At 73.4% G+C, this 16,751-nt stretch carries 13 protein-coding genes and 1 pseudogene; 9 read left to right on the top strand and 5 right to left on the bottom strand.

The window, feature by feature from the left end; all coding sequences use genetic code 11:
• The first annotated feature begins 191 nt into the window (after positions 1-191).
• The 3 genes from npdG to ABT026_RS27475 all read left to right on the top strand — a co-directional run bounded on the left by npdG (position 192) and on the right by ABT026_RS27475 (position 5,299).
• Complete coding sequence (gene npdG, locus ABT026_RS27485) at positions 192-920, top strand: NADPH-dependent F420 reductase (protein ID WP_351117848.1); 729 nt, start codon at positions 192-194, stop codon at positions 918-920.
• 98 nt (positions 921-1,018) lie between these two features.
• Positions 1,019-1,213 carry a hypothetical protein gene (locus tag ABT026_RS27480; RefSeq protein ID WP_108953707.1) on the top strand — a complete coding sequence of 65 codons (195 nt, stop codon included), beginning with the start codon at positions 1,019-1,021 and terminating at the stop codon, positions 1,211-1,213.
• Positions 1,214-1,300: 87 nt separating this feature from the next.
• The gene (locus ABT026_RS27475) at positions 1,301-5,299 is read left to right on the top strand and encodes an AfsR/SARP family transcriptional regulator (protein WP_351117846.1); all 3,999 of its coding nucleotides are present in this window, start codon (positions 1,301-1,303) and stop codon (positions 5,297-5,299) included.
• A gap of 38 nt (positions 5,300-5,337) precedes the next feature.
• Here the strand turns inward: ABT026_RS27475 and ABT026_RS27470 are convergent, their stop codons facing one another.
• From ABT026_RS27470 to panB, 3 genes are all read right to left on the bottom strand, one after another.
• Complete coding sequence (locus ABT026_RS27470; RefSeq protein WP_351117845.1) at positions 5,338-6,180, bottom strand: ABC transporter permease; 843 nt, start codon at positions 6,178-6,180, stop codon at positions 5,338-5,340.
• The gene (locus ABT026_RS27465; protein WP_351117844.1) at positions 6,177-7,226 is read right to left on the bottom strand and encodes an ATP-binding cassette domain-containing protein; all 1,050 of its coding nucleotides are present in this window, start codon (positions 7,224-7,226) and stop codon (positions 6,177-6,179) included. The genes ABT026_RS27470 and ABT026_RS27465 overlap by 4 nt, the downstream gene beginning before the upstream one ends.
• 252 nt (positions 7,227-7,478) lie before the next feature.
• Positions 7,479-8,360 (bottom strand): 3-methyl-2-oxobutanoate hydroxymethyltransferase, encoded by an 882-nt coding sequence (gene panB, locus ABT026_RS27460; RefSeq protein ID WP_351117843.1) that lies wholly within the window; start codon positions 8,358-8,360, stop codon positions 7,479-7,481.
• Between the two features lie 396 nt (positions 8,361-8,756).
• Here panB and ABT026_RS27455 point away from each other — a divergent pair, with 396 nt between their 5' ends.
• The 3 genes from ABT026_RS27455 to ABT026_RS27445 all read left to right on the top strand — a co-directional run bounded on the left by ABT026_RS27455 (position 8,757) and on the right by ABT026_RS27445 (position 11,822).
• A complete protein-coding gene (locus tag ABT026_RS27455) occupies positions 8,757-9,746 on the top strand; it encodes an endonuclease/exonuclease/phosphatase family protein (protein WP_502968064.1) in 990 nt (329 codons plus the stop codon).
• A 281-nt stretch (positions 9,747-10,027) separates the two neighbouring features.
• Positions 10,028-11,257, top strand: coding sequence for an MFS transporter (locus ABT026_RS27450; RefSeq protein ID WP_351117841.1), 1,230 nt, complete (start codon positions 10,028-10,030; stop codon positions 11,255-11,257).
• A gap of 115 nt (positions 11,258-11,372) precedes the next feature.
• Positions 11,373-11,822, top strand: coding sequence for an RrF2 family transcriptional regulator (locus ABT026_RS27445; protein WP_351117840.1), 450 nt, complete (start codon positions 11,373-11,375; stop codon positions 11,820-11,822).
• Between the two features lie 73 nt (positions 11,823-11,895).
• On the opposite strand, the gene ABT026_RS27440 is transcribed toward ABT026_RS27445, so the two are convergent.
• A complete protein-coding gene (locus ABT026_RS27440) occupies positions 11,896-13,080 on the bottom strand; it encodes a globin domain-containing protein (protein WP_351117839.1) in 1,185 nt (394 codons plus the stop codon).
• A 328-nt stretch (positions 13,081-13,408) separates the two neighbouring features.
• On the opposite strand from ABT026_RS27440, the gene glnA2 reads away from it, so the two are divergent.
• Complete coding sequence (gene glnA2, locus ABT026_RS27435; protein ID WP_108954063.1) at positions 13,409-14,770, top strand: gamma-glutamylpolyamine synthetase GlnA2; 1,362 nt, start codon at positions 13,409-13,411, stop codon at positions 14,768-14,770.
• A gap of 182 nt (positions 14,771-14,952) precedes the next feature.
• Here glnA2 and ABT026_RS32210 read toward each other — a convergent pair.
• A pseudogene (locus ABT026_RS32210) lies at positions 14,953-15,103 on the bottom strand (tyrosine-type recombinase/integrase); the annotation flags it as partial.
• Between the two features lie 94 nt (positions 15,104-15,197).
• Between ABT026_RS32210 and ABT026_RS27430 the strand changes: the two are divergent.
• Together ABT026_RS27430 and ABT026_RS27425 are read left to right on the top strand one after the other, a co-directional pair.
• A complete protein-coding gene (locus ABT026_RS27430) occupies positions 15,198-15,962 on the top strand; it encodes a hypothetical protein (protein ID WP_351117838.1) in 765 nt (254 codons plus the stop codon).
• Between the two features lie 359 nt (positions 15,963-16,321).
• Positions 16,322-16,723 carry a hypothetical protein gene (locus tag ABT026_RS27425; protein ID WP_351117837.1) on the top strand — a complete coding sequence of 134 codons (402 nt, stop codon included), beginning with the start codon at positions 16,322-16,324 and terminating at the stop codon, positions 16,721-16,723.
• Positions 16,724-16,751 lie beyond the last annotated feature (28 nt).

Below are 16,751 nucleotides of genomic sequence, written 5' to 3'. Positions count from 1 at the left end.
GACGGGACGGCGGGCGCTGACGTGGCCGCGTGCCCCGCCCGGTGCGGCGGCCCGGACCGGGCCCCGGCGCGCTGCCCGACGCCGTGGTCGACGGGGTGTTCGGCGCGGTGCCCGACACCGTGCCCGACGTGCCCTGTGACGTGATCCATCCCACCGCCGAGCGGGCGCTTTCCGCACGTAAAGTCAGGCGCATGACCACTACAGACAGTGCGCGCAACGATGCGCCCCACGCCGGGCAGAAGGCCCCCGCCAAGGACCCGTGGGACCTCCCCGACGTCTCCGGGATGACCGTCGGCGTCCTCGGCGGCACCGGCGACCAGGGCCAGGGCCTCGCCTACCGCCTCGCCCGGGCCGGCCAGAAGGTGATCATCGGCTCCCGCGCCGCCGACCGCGCCCGGGCCGCCGCCGAGGAGATCGGCCACGGCGTCGAGGGCGCCGACAACGCCGAGTGCGCCCGCCGCAGCGACATCGTGATCGTCGCCGTGCCGTGGGAGGGCCACGCCAAGACGCTCGAGTCGCTGCGCGAGGACCTCGCCGGGAAGCTGGTCGTCGACTGCGTGAACCCGCTGGGCTTCGACAAGAAGGGCGCCTACGCGCTCGAGGTCGAGGAGGGCAGCGCCGCCCAGCAGGCCGCCGCGCTGCTGCCGGACTCCCGCGTGACCGCCGCCTTCCACCACCTCTCCGCCGTCCTGCTCAAGGACCCGGAGATCGAGGAGATCGAGACGGACGTGATGGTGCTCGGCGAGGAGCGCGCCGACGTCGAGATCGTCCAGGCGCTCGCCGGCCGCATCCCCGGCATGCGCGGCGTCTTCGCCGGCCGCCTGCGCAACGCCCACCAGGTGGAGGCGCTGGTCGCCAACCTGATCTCGGTCAACCGCCGCTACAAGGCGCACGCGGGACTGCGACTCACCGACGTGTGACCGACGGGGGGCGCGAGCGCGGACAGGGGCATGGGGGACACTGGAGGCACGGCAGTGAGCAGCTGCCGCCCGTCCACGTAGCACCAGGAGCGACCCCCATGCCCCGCCCCCGCCTCGCCCTCTACGCCTTCGTCGTGTGCGTCCTGTCCGTGGTCGCCGCCGTCGTCTCCTTCGTCGAGGGCACCTGGGGCCTGGGCATCGTGTGGGTGCTGCTGGCCGGACTCTCCTCGAACATGTGCTGGTACTACTACAAGCGGACGAAGGCGGAGCGCGGGCACTCGGCCACCCGCTGAGCCCCTGACCAGCGGCGCGCCGCACCGCCCGCGAGGCGTCGCCGCGGGCCCCGGGGACGGCTCCGGTGCGGGAGACGTCCTCGTCCGATGGAGAATGGGGCCGTGCGCTTCCGAGTCCTCGGCACCATCCAGGCCATCCGCCCCGACGGCACGCCCGTGCCGGTCGGCGGCGCGAAGCTGCGCACCCTGCTGACCCTGCTGGCGCTGCGGCCCGGCCGCGCGGTCCCGGTGTCCGTCCTGGTCGACGAGGTCTGGGCGGACGATCCCCCGGCCGACGCCACGGGCGCGCTGCAGGCCCTGGTGGGGCGGCTGCGGCGTCTCCTCGGCCCCGGGGCGGTGGCCTCCGCGGACGGCGGCTACCTGCTGGACGCCCGGCCCGACGACGTCGACCTGTACCGCTTCGAGCGGCTCACCGCCGACGGGCTGCGGGCGCTGGCCGACGGCGCCCCGGCCAAGGCGGCGGAGACCCTCGACGAGGCCCTCGCCCTCTGGCGCGGCCCCGCCCTCGCCGACCTGCCGCACCCCGGTGCGGAGGCCGCCCGCTGGGAGGCCCGCCGCCTGGACGCCCGCCGGGCCCGCCTCACCGCCGCGCTGTCCCTCGGCGAGGCCGCCGCCGTCCTGCCCGACCTCACCGCCCTGTGCGAGGCGTACCCCCTGGACGAGCCGCTCCAGGCCCTGCGGCTGCGCGCCCTCGCCGCCGCGGGCCGTCCCGCCGAGGCCCTCGCCGCCTACGAGGCCCTGCGCCGCCACCTCGCCGACACCCTCGGCACCGACCCCGGCCCCGCCCTCCGCGCCACCCACGCGGCCCTCCTCCGCGGCGACACCCACCCCGAGCCGCCCGGGCCGCCCGCCCCCGGCCCGGCCCACGGCGCCGGCGTGCCTGCCTCCGGCCCGGCCCACGGTGCCGGTACGTCCGGCTCCGGCCCGTCGCACGGCGTGGGTGGGGCTGCCTCCGGGCCGTCCGACGGTGCCGGTGCGGCTGCCTCCCGCCTGTTCCCCGGTGCCGGTGCGCTGTCGTCCTCGCCCTCCGCCGCGCCGCCGTCCGGCGGACCGACGGATGCCCCCGTGACGCCGCCCCCGGGGCGTTCGGCGGTGCCGCCTCACACCGCCCCGGACTCCTCGGCCGTCGTGCCGCCCGCCGGGCCGGACGGTGCCGCCACTGCGCCGCCCGCGGACCCGGAGCGGCCCGTCGTGCCGCCGTTCGCCGCACCGTCCCCCGCCGCCACACCCGACGCGGGCACCGGCAGCGGCGCCGGCGGTGACGCGGGCACCGGCGGTGAGGCCGGAGCGCCGCCCGCCGCCGGTCCGCACCGCCCCGTCGTCCCCCCGTTCACCGGCCCTGTCGGCCCTGTCGGCCCTGTCGGCCCCGCCGGGACGCCGCCCGCGGGGGAGCGGGCCGTCGTGCCGCCGTTCACCGGCCCGGACGCAGCCGCACCCGGCCCGAACGGAACGGCCCCCGGCCGCGACCGGACGGCCCCCGGCCACGGCGGAACCGGGGCCACGGACAGTCCCGCGTCCGCGGAGGCCGGCCCCGGCGCGGGGGAGTCCTCCCCCGCGCGGGTGGCCGTCGCCGGGAACCTGCGCACCCCCCTCACCTCCTTCGTCGGCCGCGACGCCGACGTCGCCTTCCTGCACCGCGACCTCGCCGGCGCCCGGCTCGTCACGCTGCTCGGCCCCGGCGGCGCGGGCAAGACCCGGCTGTCCCAGGAGGCGGCCCGCACCACCGCCGCCGAACTCGCCCCCGACGGCGTGTGGCTGGCCGAGCTCGCCCCGGTCGACGATCCCGCCGCCGTCCCGGAGGCCGTGCTCACCGCCGTCGGCGCCCGCGAGACCGTGCTGTACGGCGGCGGCGCGGAGGAGATACGCGCCGCGACCGACCGCAAGGACGACCCGGTGCGACGGCTCGCCGAACACTGCGCCCGCCGCCGGATGCTGCTCGTGCTGGACAACTGCGAGCACGTGATCGACGCCGCCGCCCGCCTGGCGGAGGAACTGCTCGCCCGCTGCCCGCACCTCACCGTGCTCGCGACCAGCCGCGAACCCCTCGGCGTACCGGGGGAGTTGATCCGCCCGGTGGAGCCGCTGCCGGAGCCGCACGCGATGCGGCTGCTCGCCGACCGCGGAGCGGCCGCCCGCCCCGGCTTCCGGGTGGACGCCGACGCGGAGACCGCCGCCGCCTGCGCCGAGATCTGCCGCCGCCTCGACGGTCTCCCGCTGGCCATCGAACTCGCCGCCGCCCGCCTGCGGATGCTGTCCCCCCGCCAGCTGGCGGACCGGCTCGACGACCGCTTCCGCCTCCTCACCTCGGGCAGCCGCACGGCGCTGCCCCGCCAGCAGACCCTGCGCGCCGTGGTGGACTGGTCCTGGGACCTGCTGGACGACGCCGAGCGCTCGGTGCTGCGCCGCATGTCGGTCTTCGCCGGCGGCTGCGACCTCGACGCCGCGGAGGCCGTCTGCGGTCCGCACGCCCTGGAGGCGCTGGCCTCTCTGGTCGACAAGTCCCTGGTCGTGGCGGCCCCCTCGGCCGACGGCCCGATGCGCTACCGCCTCCTGGAGACGGTCGCCGAGTACGCCCGCGAACGCCTCGCGGAGACCGGCGAGCACGCCGCGACCGTCCACTCCCACCTCGTGCACTACCGCGAACTCGCGCGCCGCACCGACACGCTGCTGCGCGGCCCGGGCCAGCGCGCCGCGATCCGGCGGCTGGAGAGCGAGTACGAGAACTTCCGGACCGCCCTGCGCACCGCCGTCGCCGACCGCGACGAACAGGAGGCCCTGTGCCTGGTGCTCTCCCTGTTCTGGTTCTGGCAGATGCGGGGACTGCGCGCCGAGGCCCGGCAGTGGAGCAGCGCGGTCATGGACCTGGGCCCCAGCCCGTTCGCGGACGGCGCGCCCGCCCCCGTCCCGCTGTGGGAGCGGTGCACCGACATGCCGCCGCCGCTGACCGGTGACCTCCTGTGGGAGGCCCGCAGGGGCGTGCACCTGGTCCACCTGGCGTGCATGGACATGCAGGGCGAGCTGGAGGCGTGGCAGGAGCCCCGGGCGCAGGAGAAGCTGCGGGCCATGGCCGCCGCCTACACCCCCGGTCTCCCGCAGGTCTGCCGCGCGCCGGGCAATTTGTGGTTCTTCGCGGTGCTGCTGAGCGGCGACGGCGGCCGGCTGCGGGAGATCGTCGACGCCGCCGTGGAGACCCTCACCGACCGCCCCGACCACGCCTGGGAGCTGGCGCTCGCCCTGCAGATGCGGGCCAACCTGGTCGCCAACCGGACCGACTGGGACGGGGACGCGGTCGCCGACGCGGACCGGGCGGTGGCGATCTCCCGCCGCCTGGGCGACGTGTGGAGCATGGCGGAGGCGCTGTGCGCGCGGGCCGCCGCCAACGAACGCCTCGGGCGGTTCGAGCAGGCCACCGAGGACTACCTGCAGGCCGTCGAGCAGGTCGGGCTGCTCGGCGCGCACGCGCAGCGCGAGGTGCTGCGCGCCCGCCTGGGCGCGGTGCTCCTGGAGACCGAGCACCCCGAGCGCGGCGAGCTGATGCTGCGCGAGGTGATCGCCGCCAACGGCGTCGGCGACGACGAGGCGGGCCCGGCGGCCCGTATCGTCCTGGCGAGCTGGCTCGGCGTCACCGACCGGGTCCCCGAGGCGCGTCGCCACCTGGCGGAGATCCGGCAGCAGTTCCCGGCCGCCGCCTTCATGGTCTTCGACGCCTTCATCGCCGGCACCGAGGCCCTGCTGGACGCCATGGAGGGCGCGTCCACCGACGCCCTGGCCGGCCTGCGCCGCGGTCTGAGCGGCGCCGGGGACGCGCTCGCCCTGACCGTCGCCCCGCACCTGCGGTCGTTCCTGCTGACGGTGGCGGCGGTCGCCCTGGCCGGCGGCGGGGAGGGCCGGCCCGGCGACGGGGCCCGCTGTCTCGGCGCGGCGGTCGCGGCGCTCGGCGAGAAGCACCTCAGCGGGGTCGCCGAGCGCCGGCTGCGCGACTACGCGGAGTCCGCGCTGCGCGCCGCGCTCGGCGAGGCCGCGTTCGAGACCGCCTACGCCGAGGGCCGCGCCCTCCCCGTCGAGGAGGCCGCGGCCCTGGTCTGACCACGCGCCGGACACGAGGACCCGCGCCGGAACCCGGCTCAGTCCCGCGTGGTGAACTTGCGGATGGCGTACGGCGCCATGACCGCCGTCAGCAGCGCCGTCCAGCCCAGCGTGACCCACAGGTCGCGGGCCACCGGGCCGCCGACCATCAGGCCGCGGGAGGCGTCCGCCAGGCAGGACAGCGGGTTCCAGTCGGCGAAGGCCTCCAGCCAGCCGGGCATCGAGGACGTCGGGGCGAACAGCGACGAGCCGAACTGCAGCGGCATCATCACCAGGAAGCCCAGCGCCTGGACCGACTGCGCGCTCTTCGCGGTGACGCCGAGCGCGAGGAAGACCCACATCAGGGAGATGCCGAAGAGCATCGACAGACCCACCGCGGCCAGCAGCCCCAGCGGGCGGTCGATCTCGAAGCCGACCAGCAGCGAGACCAGCAGCAGGATCACCGTGGAGATCAGCACCCGCAGCTGCTCGACCGCGATCTTGGCGAACAGCACCGATCCCCGCCCGATGGGCAGCGAGCGGAAGCGGTCCATGACGCCCTTCTCGATGTCCTGGTTGAAGCCGGTGCCCACCGACATCGACATCGACAGCGCCATCATGGCGAGCATGCCCGGCACCAGGTACTGGACGTACTCCTCCCGGCCGCCGCCCAGCGCCATGCCGATCGAGCCGCCGAAGACGTAGACGAACAGCAGGGTGAAGACGATCGGCATCAGCACGGCGTCGAACATCGACTCCGGGTCCTGACGGATCCACAGCAGGTTCCGCCGCATCAGCGCGCCGGTGTGCCGCAGGTGGCCGCGCAGGCCGATGTGGTCGTCCGCCAGGTCACGCGCCGGGGAGGCGGCGGGGACGGGCGCGGCGGTGGTGGTGGCGCTCATACGGCGGCCTCCTCGAGCTTCGGGTCGGAGCCGGCGCCCGCCTGGGCCTCTGCCCCGGCGGACGTGTCGGACGTGTCGGACGCCTTGTGTCCGGTGAGGGAGAGGAAGACCTCGTCCAGGCTGGGCAGTTCGGTGACGACCGAGGCCAGGGCGATCCCGGCCGAGGAGGCCGCCGCCAGGACCGTGGTCAGCTGCTCGTCGCTGAGCACCGGCACCCGCACCGAGCCGCTCTCGGCGTCCACCGCGACGGTGGCGAGGCCGGTGACGCCCAGCCCGTCCAGCGTGGCGGCCAGCGGCTGGAGGTCGGCGCGGTCGGCGGGCCGTATCCGCAGCGAGCGGCCGCCCACCTTGGCCTTCAGCTCGTCGATGCCGCCGCCCGCGACCACCCGGCCGCGGTCCATCACCGCCAGCTCGCCGGCCAGCTGCTCGGCCTCCTCCATGTACTGGGTGGTGAGCAGCACGGTCACGCCCTCGCCGACCATCCGCTTCACCTCGTCCCACACCTCGTTGCGGGTGCGAGGGTCCAGGCCGGTGGTCGGCTCGTCCAGGAAGAGGACCTGCGGCCTGCCGATCATCGAGGCCGCCAGGTCCAGGCGGCGGCGCATGCCGCCGGAGTAGGTGGAGGCGGGCCGGCGGGAGGCGTCGGTGAGGGAGAAGCGTTCCAGCAGCTCGTCCGCGCGGGCCCGGGCGGCCTTGGACGGCAGGTCCAGCAGGCGGCCGATCAGGTACAGGTTCTCCCGCCCGGAGAGCTTCTCGTCCACCGAGGCGTACTGCCCCGTCAGGCCGATCACCCGGCGCACCCGGCGCGGCTGCCGCAGGACGTCGATCCCGGCGACCGTCGCCCGGCCCTCGTTGGGGACGATCAGCGTGGACAGGATGCGGACCAGGGTCGTCTTGCCGGCGCCGTTGGGGCCGAGCACCCCGAGGACGGTGCCCTCGCGGACGTCCAGGTCCACGCCGTCCAGCGCCCGGGTCTCGCCGTACCTCTTCGTGAGCCCCCGTACCGAGATCGCGGGGGCGGGCGTCTTGTCGTCGTCGCGTGTCATGGCTCCACGCTGTCAGGCGGCGCCGACACCGCGCCGACATTTTCCCGACAGCAGCCCGACGGGGGAGCGGCGCGCACCGGCGGTTCGCCGACAGGTCGCCGACACCGTCGCCGGCAGTTCGCCGGCAACAGGCGGCGGCCCCGGTCCGCAAAGGCCGACAGCCCGCCGACGGGGGGATCGGCGGGCTGTCCTCTCAGTGGCCTGTCGGGCACGCGTCCCCGTCCGGTGCGACGGGGCCGCGGCCTGCCGGGATCAGTGGACGGAGTGCTCCTCCAGCGGGAACGTTCCGCCCACGACCTCCTCGGCGTACGCCTTCGCGGCGTCGCCCATCACGCGGCGCACGTCCGCGTACTGCTTGACGAACTTCGGGACCCGCCCGGGGGTGAGGCCCATCATGTCCGTCCACACCAGCACCTGCGCGTCGCACTCCGGTCCGGCGCCGATGCCGACCGTCGGGATGTGCAGCATGGTGGTGACCTCGGCGGCCAGCTCGCGCGGCACCAGCTCCAGCACCACCGCGAACGCGCCGGCGTCCTGCACGGCCTTGGCGTCGCGCAGCAGCTGCTGGGCGGCCTCCTCGCCGCGGCCCTGCACCCGGTAGCCCATGGCGTTGACCGACTGCGGGGTCAGGCCGATGTGGGCCATCACCGGGATGCCGGAGTCGACCAGGAGCTTGATCTGCTCGTGCGAGCGCTCCCCGCCCTCCAGCTTGACGGCCGTGGCGCCGGACTCCTTGATCAGCCGCATCGACGAACGGAGCGCCTGCACGGGGCCCTCCTGGTACGAACCGAACGGCAGGTCGGCCACGACCATCGCGTGGCTGGTGCCGCGGACCACGGCGGCGGTCAGCATGACCATCTGGTCCAGCGTGACGGGCACCGTGGTGTCGTAGCCGAGGTGGCAGTTGCCGGCCGAGTCGCCGACCAGCAGCACCGGGATCCCGGCCTCGTCGAACACGGACGCGGTCATCGCGTCGTAGGCGGTCAGCATCGGCCAGCGCTCGCCGCGCTCCTTGGCCAGTGCGATGTCGCGGACGGTCACCCGGCGGTTGCTCTTGCCGCCGTACAGCGACATTTCACCGCGCGACCTGCCACCGCCGTCAGGGCTCTTCTGGGCAGCCTGAAGCTGCGTCATGGAACGGCTCCTTCATCGTCATCTCGAGGCGCCCTCACGGCGTCCCCGGACCATTTCCATGGTTGCACCTGACACGCGACAGGAGAAGAGGGGGGAGCGGGATGTGCGGTTTGTGTCACGGACGGTGGTTTTAGAGCCTCACCGGTGGAACCCGTTCCTCCCGGTTGGTCGTCCCACCCCTTGTAAGGCGCCGCGTGACGGGAGATGCTCCCGAGCGCCCGGCGGGACGGAAACCGGACATGGCCTAGGGTCGTAGACACGCGTACGACGCGTACAGCGTGTGGGACCCACAGGTACGGACGGTGTGCACGGCAGGTGGTGAGGCGGCGGATGACGCAGCAGGCGGTGGCGACGGAGACGGACGGGGCCGACCGGGATCCCCGGCGCCCAGGCCGGATGCGGCGCCTGGCCCACCGCTGGGTGTGCCGCTTCGTCGGGGACACGCTGGCCGGGCCCGGCATCTGGCGGCGCGGCCTGGTCCTCGCGGCCTGCGCCCTGGCCCTCGCCGCCGCGATGCGACTGCACGCCCACGTGCCCAACGCGATCGGCAACCTCGGCAGTCTCGCCGAGACGTTCCTGCCGTGGTTCGGACTGCTCGTCCCGGTGATCCTGCTGGCGGCCCTGGTACGCCGCTCGGCCACCGCGGTGATCGTCGGCCTGCTGCCGGCTTTCGTGTGGGCCGGGCAGTTCGGCGGGCTGCTGTCGGACAAGACCGACCCGACGGCCGACGGCGACCTCACCGTCGTCACCCACAACGTCAACGCGCAGAACGTCGACCCCGCGGGGACCGCCCGTGAGGTGGCGGCGCTCGGGGCCGACCTGGTGGCCCTGGAGGAGCTGACCGAGTCGGCGGCCCCGGTCTACGAGCGGACCCTGGCCTCCACCTACCGCTACCACTCGGTGCAGGGCACCGTCGGCCTGTGGAGCAAGTACCCGCTGCGCGAGGTCGAGCCGGTGGACATTCGGCTCGGCTGGACCCGGGCCATGCGCGCCACCGTCGAGGCCCCCTTCGGCGACGTGAAGGCCTACGTCGCCCACCTGCCCTCGGTGCGGGTCCGGCTGGACGCCGGCTTCACCGCCCGCGAGCGCGACCGCAGCGCCGACGCGCTCGGCGAGGCCGTGGCCAAGGAGCGGCAGGAACGGATCGTGCTGCTCGGCGACCTCAACGGCACCATGAACGACCGGGCGCTGCGGGCGGTCACCTCGCAGATGCGCTCCACCCAGGGCGCGGCGGGCAGCGGCTTCGGCTTCAGCTGGCCGGCGTCGTTCCCGATGGCCCGGATCGACCAGATCATGGTGCGCGGCGTCGAGCCGGTGAGTTCGTGGACGCTCCCGGCGACCGGCAGCGACCACCTGCCGGTGGCGGCGCGCGTGACCGTACGCTGACACGTGTCCGTAGGCTGACATACGACACGTACGCACACCTACCGCCCTCCGGCGCGCGCCGTCACCGGCAGCGGCACTCCCGCCCGTACTCCGGCACGCGCGCCACCTGGCCACCCCCGACATCCACGGCACCTGATACGAACTGTTCACCGTTTCAGTGGGAGCGCGAGCCCGCGACCTCTGAAATACTGATGCCCCGCGCTTTGTTTCGGAGTGGAACATACTCCCCGCAGAGCCCGTCACACCGGCCGTGACCACCCCTGCTGAAAGGCACACGCTCCATGCCACTGGCCCTGCTCGCCCTCGCTGTAGGCGCCTTCGGAATCGGTACCACCGAGTTCGTGATGATGGGCCTGCTGCCCCAGGTCGCCGCCGACCTCGGGGTCTCGATCCCCTCCGCCGGACACCTGATATCCGCCTACGCCCTGGGCGTGGTCGTCGGCGCGCCCCTGCTCGCCGCCGTGACCGCCCGCATGGAACGCCGCCAGGTCCTGCTCTGGCTGATGGGCCTGTTCATCGTCGGCAACGGCCTCTCCGCGCTCGCCCCCGACCACACCTGGCTGCTCGGCGCGCGCTTCCTCAGCGGCCTGCCGCACGGCGCCTTCTTCGGCGTCGGCTCGGTCGTCGCCACCACCCTCGTCGCCCCCGAGAAGCGTGCCCGGTCGGTGGCCACCATGCTCACCGGCCTCACCGTCGCCAACATCGTCGGCGTCCCGGTCGGCACCCTGCTCGGCCAGCAGCTCGGCTGGCGGGCCACCTTCGGCGCGGTCTGCGTGATCGGTCTCGCGGCGGTCGCCGCCCTGTTCTTCCTCGTGCCGCAGGAGAAGCGCGCCGAGCACGCCGCGCCGCCGGTCGGCCTGCGCGGCGAACTGGCCGCGCTGCGGTCCGTCTCCGTCTGGCTGGTCCTCGGCACCACCATCGTGGGCAGCGGGGCGCTCTTCTCCGCCTTCAGCTACATCACGCCCATGCTGACCGACGCCGCCGGCTACGCCGAGGCCTCCGTGACACTGGTCCTCTCGCTGTTCGGCGTGGGCGCCACCGCCGGCAACCTGCTCGGCGGCCGCCTCGCCGACCGCTCGCCCAGCGGCACGGTCTTCGCCGGCCTCGGCGCCGTCACCGTCACGCTGCTGTTCTTCCCCCTGCTGATGGACACCAGGGCGGGCGGCGCGGTCGCGGTCCTGCTCCTGGGCGTCACCGCCTTCACCCTGGGCGCGCCGCTCCAGCTGATGGTGATGACCCGCGCCGCCAGCGCCCCCTCGCTGGCCTCCTCGGCCAACCAGGCCGCCTTCAACCTGGCGAACGCCGGCGGCGCCTGGATCGGCGGCCTCGCCCTCAGCGCCGGCCTCGGCGTGACCTCGCCCGCCCCGGTCGGCTCGGTGCTGGCCGTCCTCGGCATCGGCGTCGCGGCGCTCTCGCTGCTCGCCGACCGCCGCGAACGCCGCACCGGGCGGGTGGTCGCCACCCACCTGCCGGCGCCGGAGAGCACCCGCGCACGGGCGGAGGCGGAGTAGGGGCCACCCGCGGCGGGAGCGCGACGAGGCGGGAGCCCGGGGGCGAGGCACCCGTGGGCCCGGGCGGGACGAGCGAGCGGAATGAACGATCCGACCAGCGGGTTACCGTTGCTGTATGCGTCTTCTCCGCTCCACCGACCTGGCCCTGCGCGTCCTGATGCGCCTGGCCACGGTCCCGGAGGACGCCACCCCGACGACGCGTGAGGTCGCCGAGGCCGTCGCCGTTCCGTACACGCACACCACCAAGGTGGTCGCGGAACTCCAGCGCATGGGCCTTGTCGACGCCCGGCGCGGGCGGGGCGGCGGCCTCTCCCTCACCGCCGCGGGCCGCACCGCGTCCGTCGGCGCGGTGGTGCGCGCCTTCGAGGGCGACGGCGAGGTCGTCGACTGCGAGGGCGGCGCGACGCCCTGCCCCGTCCTCCCCGCCTGCCGCCTGCGCGGCGCCCTGCGTGAGGCCCAGGAGGCGTTCTTCGCCTCCCTGGACCCCCTGATCGTCTCCGACATGGTCACCACCCCGGCGGGCCCCCTGCTGCTGACCCTGGCCCCACCCCCGGCCCGGATGTGACAGGACACGACGAGGGAGGGCCCCCGCTCCACCGGAGCGGGGGCCCTCCCTCGTCACGCCGCCATGTCGTCCGTCAGCCCTGGCCGAGCCAGAGGTCGGGCCCGAACACCTCGTAGTGGATGTCCGCGGCCGGCAGGCCCTTGGCCAGCAGCTGCGCCCGCACCGCCCGCATGAACGGCAGCGGCCCGCACAGGTACGCGTGCGTCCCCGGAGCCACCGTCACCTCGTCGAGGTCCACCAGCCCGGCGTGCGCGCCCTCCGGCGCGTCCGCCTCGTACCAGAGGTGCAGCGACGCGTCGGCGAGCTCCGCCACCGCGGCCTCCTGGCCGGCGCGCAGCGCGTGCGTCGCGGGGGAGCGGTCGGCGTGCACGACCGTCACCGCGCCCTTGTGCCCGGACTCCGCCAGGTACCCCAGCATCGCCGCGACCGGCGTGACGCCGATGCCCGCCGAGGCCAGCAGCAGCGGGGCGTCCGCGTCCTCGATCACCAGGTCGCCGAAGGGCGCCGAGACCCGCAGCACGTCGCCCGCGCGCACGTGGGCGTACAGGTGGTTGGAGACCTCGCCCTCCGGCGCGCTCCCGTCCTCCGCGACCCGCTTGACGGTGAACTGCCGTACCCCGGTGCCCGGGGCCGAGGACAGGCTGTACTGACGGATCTGGTGCGCCCCGTCCGCCAGCTCCACCTGAACTGACACGTACTGGCCGGCCTTGAAGGCGGGCGCCGGGCGCTCGTCGGCCGGGCGGATCCGGAACGTGGCGACGTCCGCCGTCTCCTCGACCCGCTCCACGACCTCCCACTCACGCCACTCGTGCGCGCCCTGCTCCTCGTAGAGCCGCTTCTCGATCGCGATCAGCGCGTTGGCCATCAGCCAGTAGACCTCGTCCCAGGCCGCCGCCACCTCGGGCGTGACGGCCTCGCCGAGCACCTCCACGATCGCCGCGAACAGGTGCTCGTGCACGATGTCGTACTGGTCCGGCTGCACGCCCAGGGAGGCGTGCTTGTGGGCTATGCGGGCCAGCATCGCGTCGGGCCGCTCGTCGGGGCGGTCCACCAGGTAGGTGGCGAACGCCGCGATGGAGCCCGCCAGCGCCTGCTGCTGGCTCTTGGCCGCCTGGTTGCCGCGGTTGAACAGGTCGCGCAGCAGCACCGGGTGGGCCGTGAACAAGCCGTCGTAGAACCGCGTGGTGATCTCGTTGATGGCCGCCCCGACGGCGGGAAGGGTGGCGCGCACGGTGGCGGCGGACTGCTCGGACAGCATGGGAGGCCTCCTGGATGCCTTGATCTGGCATGCGAGACGTTAGTGAAACTTGCATCTGGGATGCAAATTAACGGTGCGGGTGTGTGAGCAATCTGTAATGTGCCGTGCGTACCGTGCTCGCGGCCACCACCGAGCAGCCCTTCATCGGCCCCCGCAGAGCCCTTCCGGAGGGCCCGGAGATCGGGTATGGCGAGCCCCGGGGCAAGATGTCAGGCTGGTGCCGGACACGCGGCGCCCGCCCGCACGCGGTCCGCCCGCAACGCAGGCGAAACCCACGTGTGGTGGTATGGGCCAGGCGGGCCGGATCAAGAAGATGGGGAAGCTCACAATGGACAAGCAGCAGGAGTTCGTGCTCCGCACGCTCGAGGAGCGCGACATCCGCTTCGTACGCCTGTGGTTCACGGACGTGCTGGGCTTCCTCAAGTCCGTCGCCGTGGCCCCGGCCGAGCTGGAGCAGGCCTTCGACGAGGGCATCGGCTTCGACGGCTCCGCCATCGAGGGCTTCGCCCGGGTGTACGAGTCCGACATGATCGCCAAGCCGGACCCGTCGACCTTCCAGGTGATCCCCTGGCGCGCCGAGGCCCCTGGCACGGCCCGGATGTTCTGCGACATCCTCATGCCGGACGGCTCCCCGTCCTTCGCCGACCCGCGCTACGTGCTCAAGCGGGCCCTCGCCAAGGCGTCCGACCAGGGGTTCACCTTCTACACCCACCCCGAGATCGAGTTCTTCCTCCTGAAGAACAAGCCCACCGACGGCACCCCGCCCACCCCGGCGGACTACTCCGGCTACTTCGACCACACCCCGCAGAACGTGGGCATGGACTTCCGCCGCCAGGCGATCACCATGCTGGAGTCGATGGGCATCTCCGTCGAGTTCTCCCACCACGAGGGCGGCCCCGGCCAGCAGGAGATCGACCTCCGCTACGCCGACGCCCTCTCCACGGCCGACAACATCATGACCTTCCGCCTCGTCATGAAGCAGGTCGCCCTCGAACAGGGCCTCCAGGCCACCTTCATGCCCAAGCCGTTCTCGGAGTTCCCCGGCTCCGGCATGCACACCCACCTCTCCCTCTTCGAGGGCGACCGCAACGCCTTCTACGAGTCCGGCGCCGAGTACCAGCTCTCCAAGGTCGGCCGCTCCTTCATCGCCGGCCTGCTGCGCCACGCCGCCGAGATCTCCGCGGTCACCAACCAGTGGGTCAACTCCTACAAGCGCATCTGGGGCGGCTCCGAGCGCACCGCCGGCGCGGGCGGCGAGGCCCCCTCCTACATCTGCTGGGGCCACAACAACCGCTCCGCGCTGGTCCGCGTCCCCATGTACAAGCCCGGCAAGACCGGCTCCGCCCGCGTCGAGGTCCGCTCCATCGACTCCGGCGCCAACCCGTACCTCACCTACGCCGTCCTCCTCGCCGCGGGCCTGCGCGGCATCGAGCAGGGCTACGAGCTCCCCCCGGGCGCCGAGGACGACGTCTGGGCCCTCTCCGACGCCGAACGCCGCGCCCTCGGCATCGAACCCCTCCCCCAGAACCTCGGCGAGGCCCTCACCCTCATGGAGCGCAGCGACCTGGTCGCCGAGACGCTGGGGGAGCACGTCTTCGACTTCTTCCTCCGCAACAAGCGGCAGGAGTGGATCGAGTACCGCTCCGAGGTCACGGCCTTCGAGCTGCGCAAGCACCTGCCGGTGCTGTAGGGGCAGGTCAGGACCCGTTTGCGTGACGCATGGGCGAGGGCCGGTGGTCGGACGACTGCCGGCCCTCGCCCATGCGCGGAGCCTTTTCAGCGGGCTTGGGCCGTCTATGGGCCGGGAAAATCGCGGTGGAGCCCGCTCGCTGCCGGGCCGTCCCGTGAAGGGCGTCCACTGCCCTCTGCGCGCCCGGCCGTCGTCGCTGCTCGGCATCAGGTGCGTGTAGACCCTCAGCGTGAACCCCGGACCGGTGTGCCCCAGGCAGTGGCTGAGCGCCTTGACGTCCTCGCCCGCGTCTGGGAGCACCGAGGCGTAGAAGTGCCGCATCGCGCGCATCCCGGCCGCTCCGCGACCCAGGGGCTGCGGTCCCTCGCCGACAGAGCAGACGCCCTCGCCTGACAAGGTGAGGTTGGGACGTAGGTAATCTCCGCCTGTGACCGATCGCCATGGCCGAGCCGAGGATTCAGGCATCCACGCCTTGCCCCAGTACCAAGACGTCTTGGCCGGAACCAACTGGGCTTCTCTCAGGACGCCGTGGGGGATGGGCGAAGCCTTGCCGGGCGGGCTGGTACAAATTCTCAGCCCCGACCAGGCCGTACGCTCAGCGGCCATCGGCACGGCGCTTGGGGGAGTGACCCACCAGAACACGATCTACGGGGCAACCGTGCCCGTCGCGCTTTTTGTCGCGGCCATCCTCCAGCACCCTGCGATCGAGGCCGACGACGCCCATTCTTCTCCGGGCACTTCAGCTCTCGTGAGGCTGCTCGCATGGCTCGGCGACACCGCCTATGACGCCGACGACGCAAGCGTTGCCATCGATGAGTACGCCGAGATGTGCCAGTTCCGAGATGTGCGCCCTGCTCTCTTCTCTGCTGTCCGACCACTTCTCAGCCATGAGAATGCATACGTACGCGACGCCGCCCTGGTCGCCGCGGTACCCCTCTCCGAGCACCCCGCCCTGAGACAGCACCGAGCAGAACTAGCGATCCACGCACGCCGCCTGCTGGCCAGCAGCACCGAGCCTCGGCATCGGATCCGGGCCTTTGACGCGATGAAGGCGTGGCGGCAGCCCTCCCGCCATCTTGAAACCGTGGCCGACGTCTTGGCCCGTGAACGGTTCGCACGGGCCCGGGCACGGTTCGACGGCGTGTGGACGCACAAGAAGTCCGACGGCCACTGCGAAGAACCACCGTTCTGACACCACGGCAAGACGCGGGACAGACTTTCGCCAGCCCATCAAGCCCGGTGCGCTCCGCTCCACCGGGTGCGCTTCCAGACTGCAAGGGGAGCGCCGCACCACCGGGGCCGCCGTGAAGGACATGCCTCCGGCGGGGGCAGGCTCCGGGATGGAGGGGCTTCCGCGGAGTCCACGTCTACATGGAGCCCCCTACGTGGTCTGAGTTGTGCCGCACTGAGCGGCAGTTCGGGCGTGGAGGGGGGTACCTCGTGGTTGTGGGGGTCGGTTCCACGCCTGCAGTCTGGAATTGCGTTGCGGCGCTGTAAGGCTCTGTTGTCAGTCCCGGCTCTGTTGGCAGCCCCGAGGTCTACGGTTCCGACGTGACAGAGAGACCATCGCAGAGTTGGCGTGACGGAGTGGCGCAGGAGATCCGGGAGCTGGCGGCCGGCACCTTGGACCCCGAGTGCGCGTGCATGACGGAGCTCTTCCCGGAGCCGTTGATCGAGGCGACGGAAGAGGTGCTGACGGATTTCGAGACCGACGTGGTCGCGCTCGACCAGCCGACGGATGCTCAGGTGTTCGCGTGCGTCGAGAAGGTCGTGCTCGCGCTGAACGCGGTCAACGAACGCTTCGGCGGGGCGGCGTACGAGACCGGCGAGCGGGAGGACCTCTGCGGCTACATCGACGAGACGCTCTCGGAGCGCGGCATCGATGTGCCGGCCCTCGCTTGCCGGCACGGGCTGGGGCGCTACGAGATCACCGACCGGTGGCGAGACTGGTGACCGGGCCGGTTCCGCCGGTGGCCTCGTC

It is taken from the genome of Streptomyces sp. NPDC002734, from assembly GCF_040295685.1.
Taxonomy (GTDB): Bacteria; Actinomycetota; Actinomycetes; order Streptomycetales; family Streptomycetaceae; genus Streptomyces.
The sequence above is the reverse complement of the archived record's forward strand: the minus strand, read 5'-3'. Positions and strand labels throughout refer to the sequence as shown.

What these genes read in the sequence shown, in the direction of transcription:
- ABT026_RS27470 (WP_351117845.1), bottom strand. Translation starts at nt 6,180, where the DNA reads ATGAGCGCCACCACCACCGCCGCGCCCGTCCCCGCCGCCTCCCCGGCG.
- ABT026_RS27480 (WP_108953707.1), top strand. Translation starts at nt 1,019, where the DNA reads ATGCCCCGCCCCCGCCTCGCCCTCTACGCCTTCGTCGTGTGCGTCCTG.
- ABT026_RS27440 (WP_351117839.1), bottom strand. Translation starts at nt 13,080, where the DNA reads ATGCTGTCCGAGCAGTCCGCCGCCACCGTGCGCGCCACCCTTCCCGCC.
- panB (WP_351117843.1), bottom strand. Translation starts at nt 8,360, where the DNA reads ATGACGCAGCTTCAGGCTGCCCAGAAGAGCCCTGACGGCGGTGGCAGG.
- ABT026_RS27455 (WP_502968064.1), top strand. Translation starts at nt 8,757, where the DNA reads ATGCGGCGCCTGGCCCACCGCTGGGTGTGCCGCTTCGTCGGGGACACG.
- ABT026_RS27445 (WP_351117840.1), top strand. Translation starts at nt 11,373, where the DNA reads ATGCGTCTTCTCCGCTCCACCGACCTGGCCCTGCGCGTCCTGATGCGC.
- glnA2 (WP_108954063.1), top strand. Translation starts at nt 13,409, where the DNA reads ATGGACAAGCAGCAGGAGTTCGTGCTCCGCACGCTCGAGGAGCGCGAC.
- npdG (WP_351117848.1), top strand. Translation starts at nt 192, where the DNA reads ATGACCACTACAGACAGTGCGCGCAACGATGCGCCCCACGCCGGGCAG.
- ABT026_RS27475 (WP_351117846.1), top strand. Translation starts at nt 1,301, where the DNA reads ATGGAGAATGGGGCCGTGCGCTTCCGAGTCCTCGGCACCATCCAGGCC.
- ABT026_RS27465 (WP_351117844.1), bottom strand. Translation starts at nt 7,226, where the DNA reads ATGACACGCGACGACGACAAGACGCCCGCCCCCGCGATCTCGGTACGG.
- ABT026_RS27450 (WP_351117841.1), top strand. Translation starts at nt 10,028, where the DNA reads ATGCCACTGGCCCTGCTCGCCCTCGCTGTAGGCGCCTTCGGAATCGGT.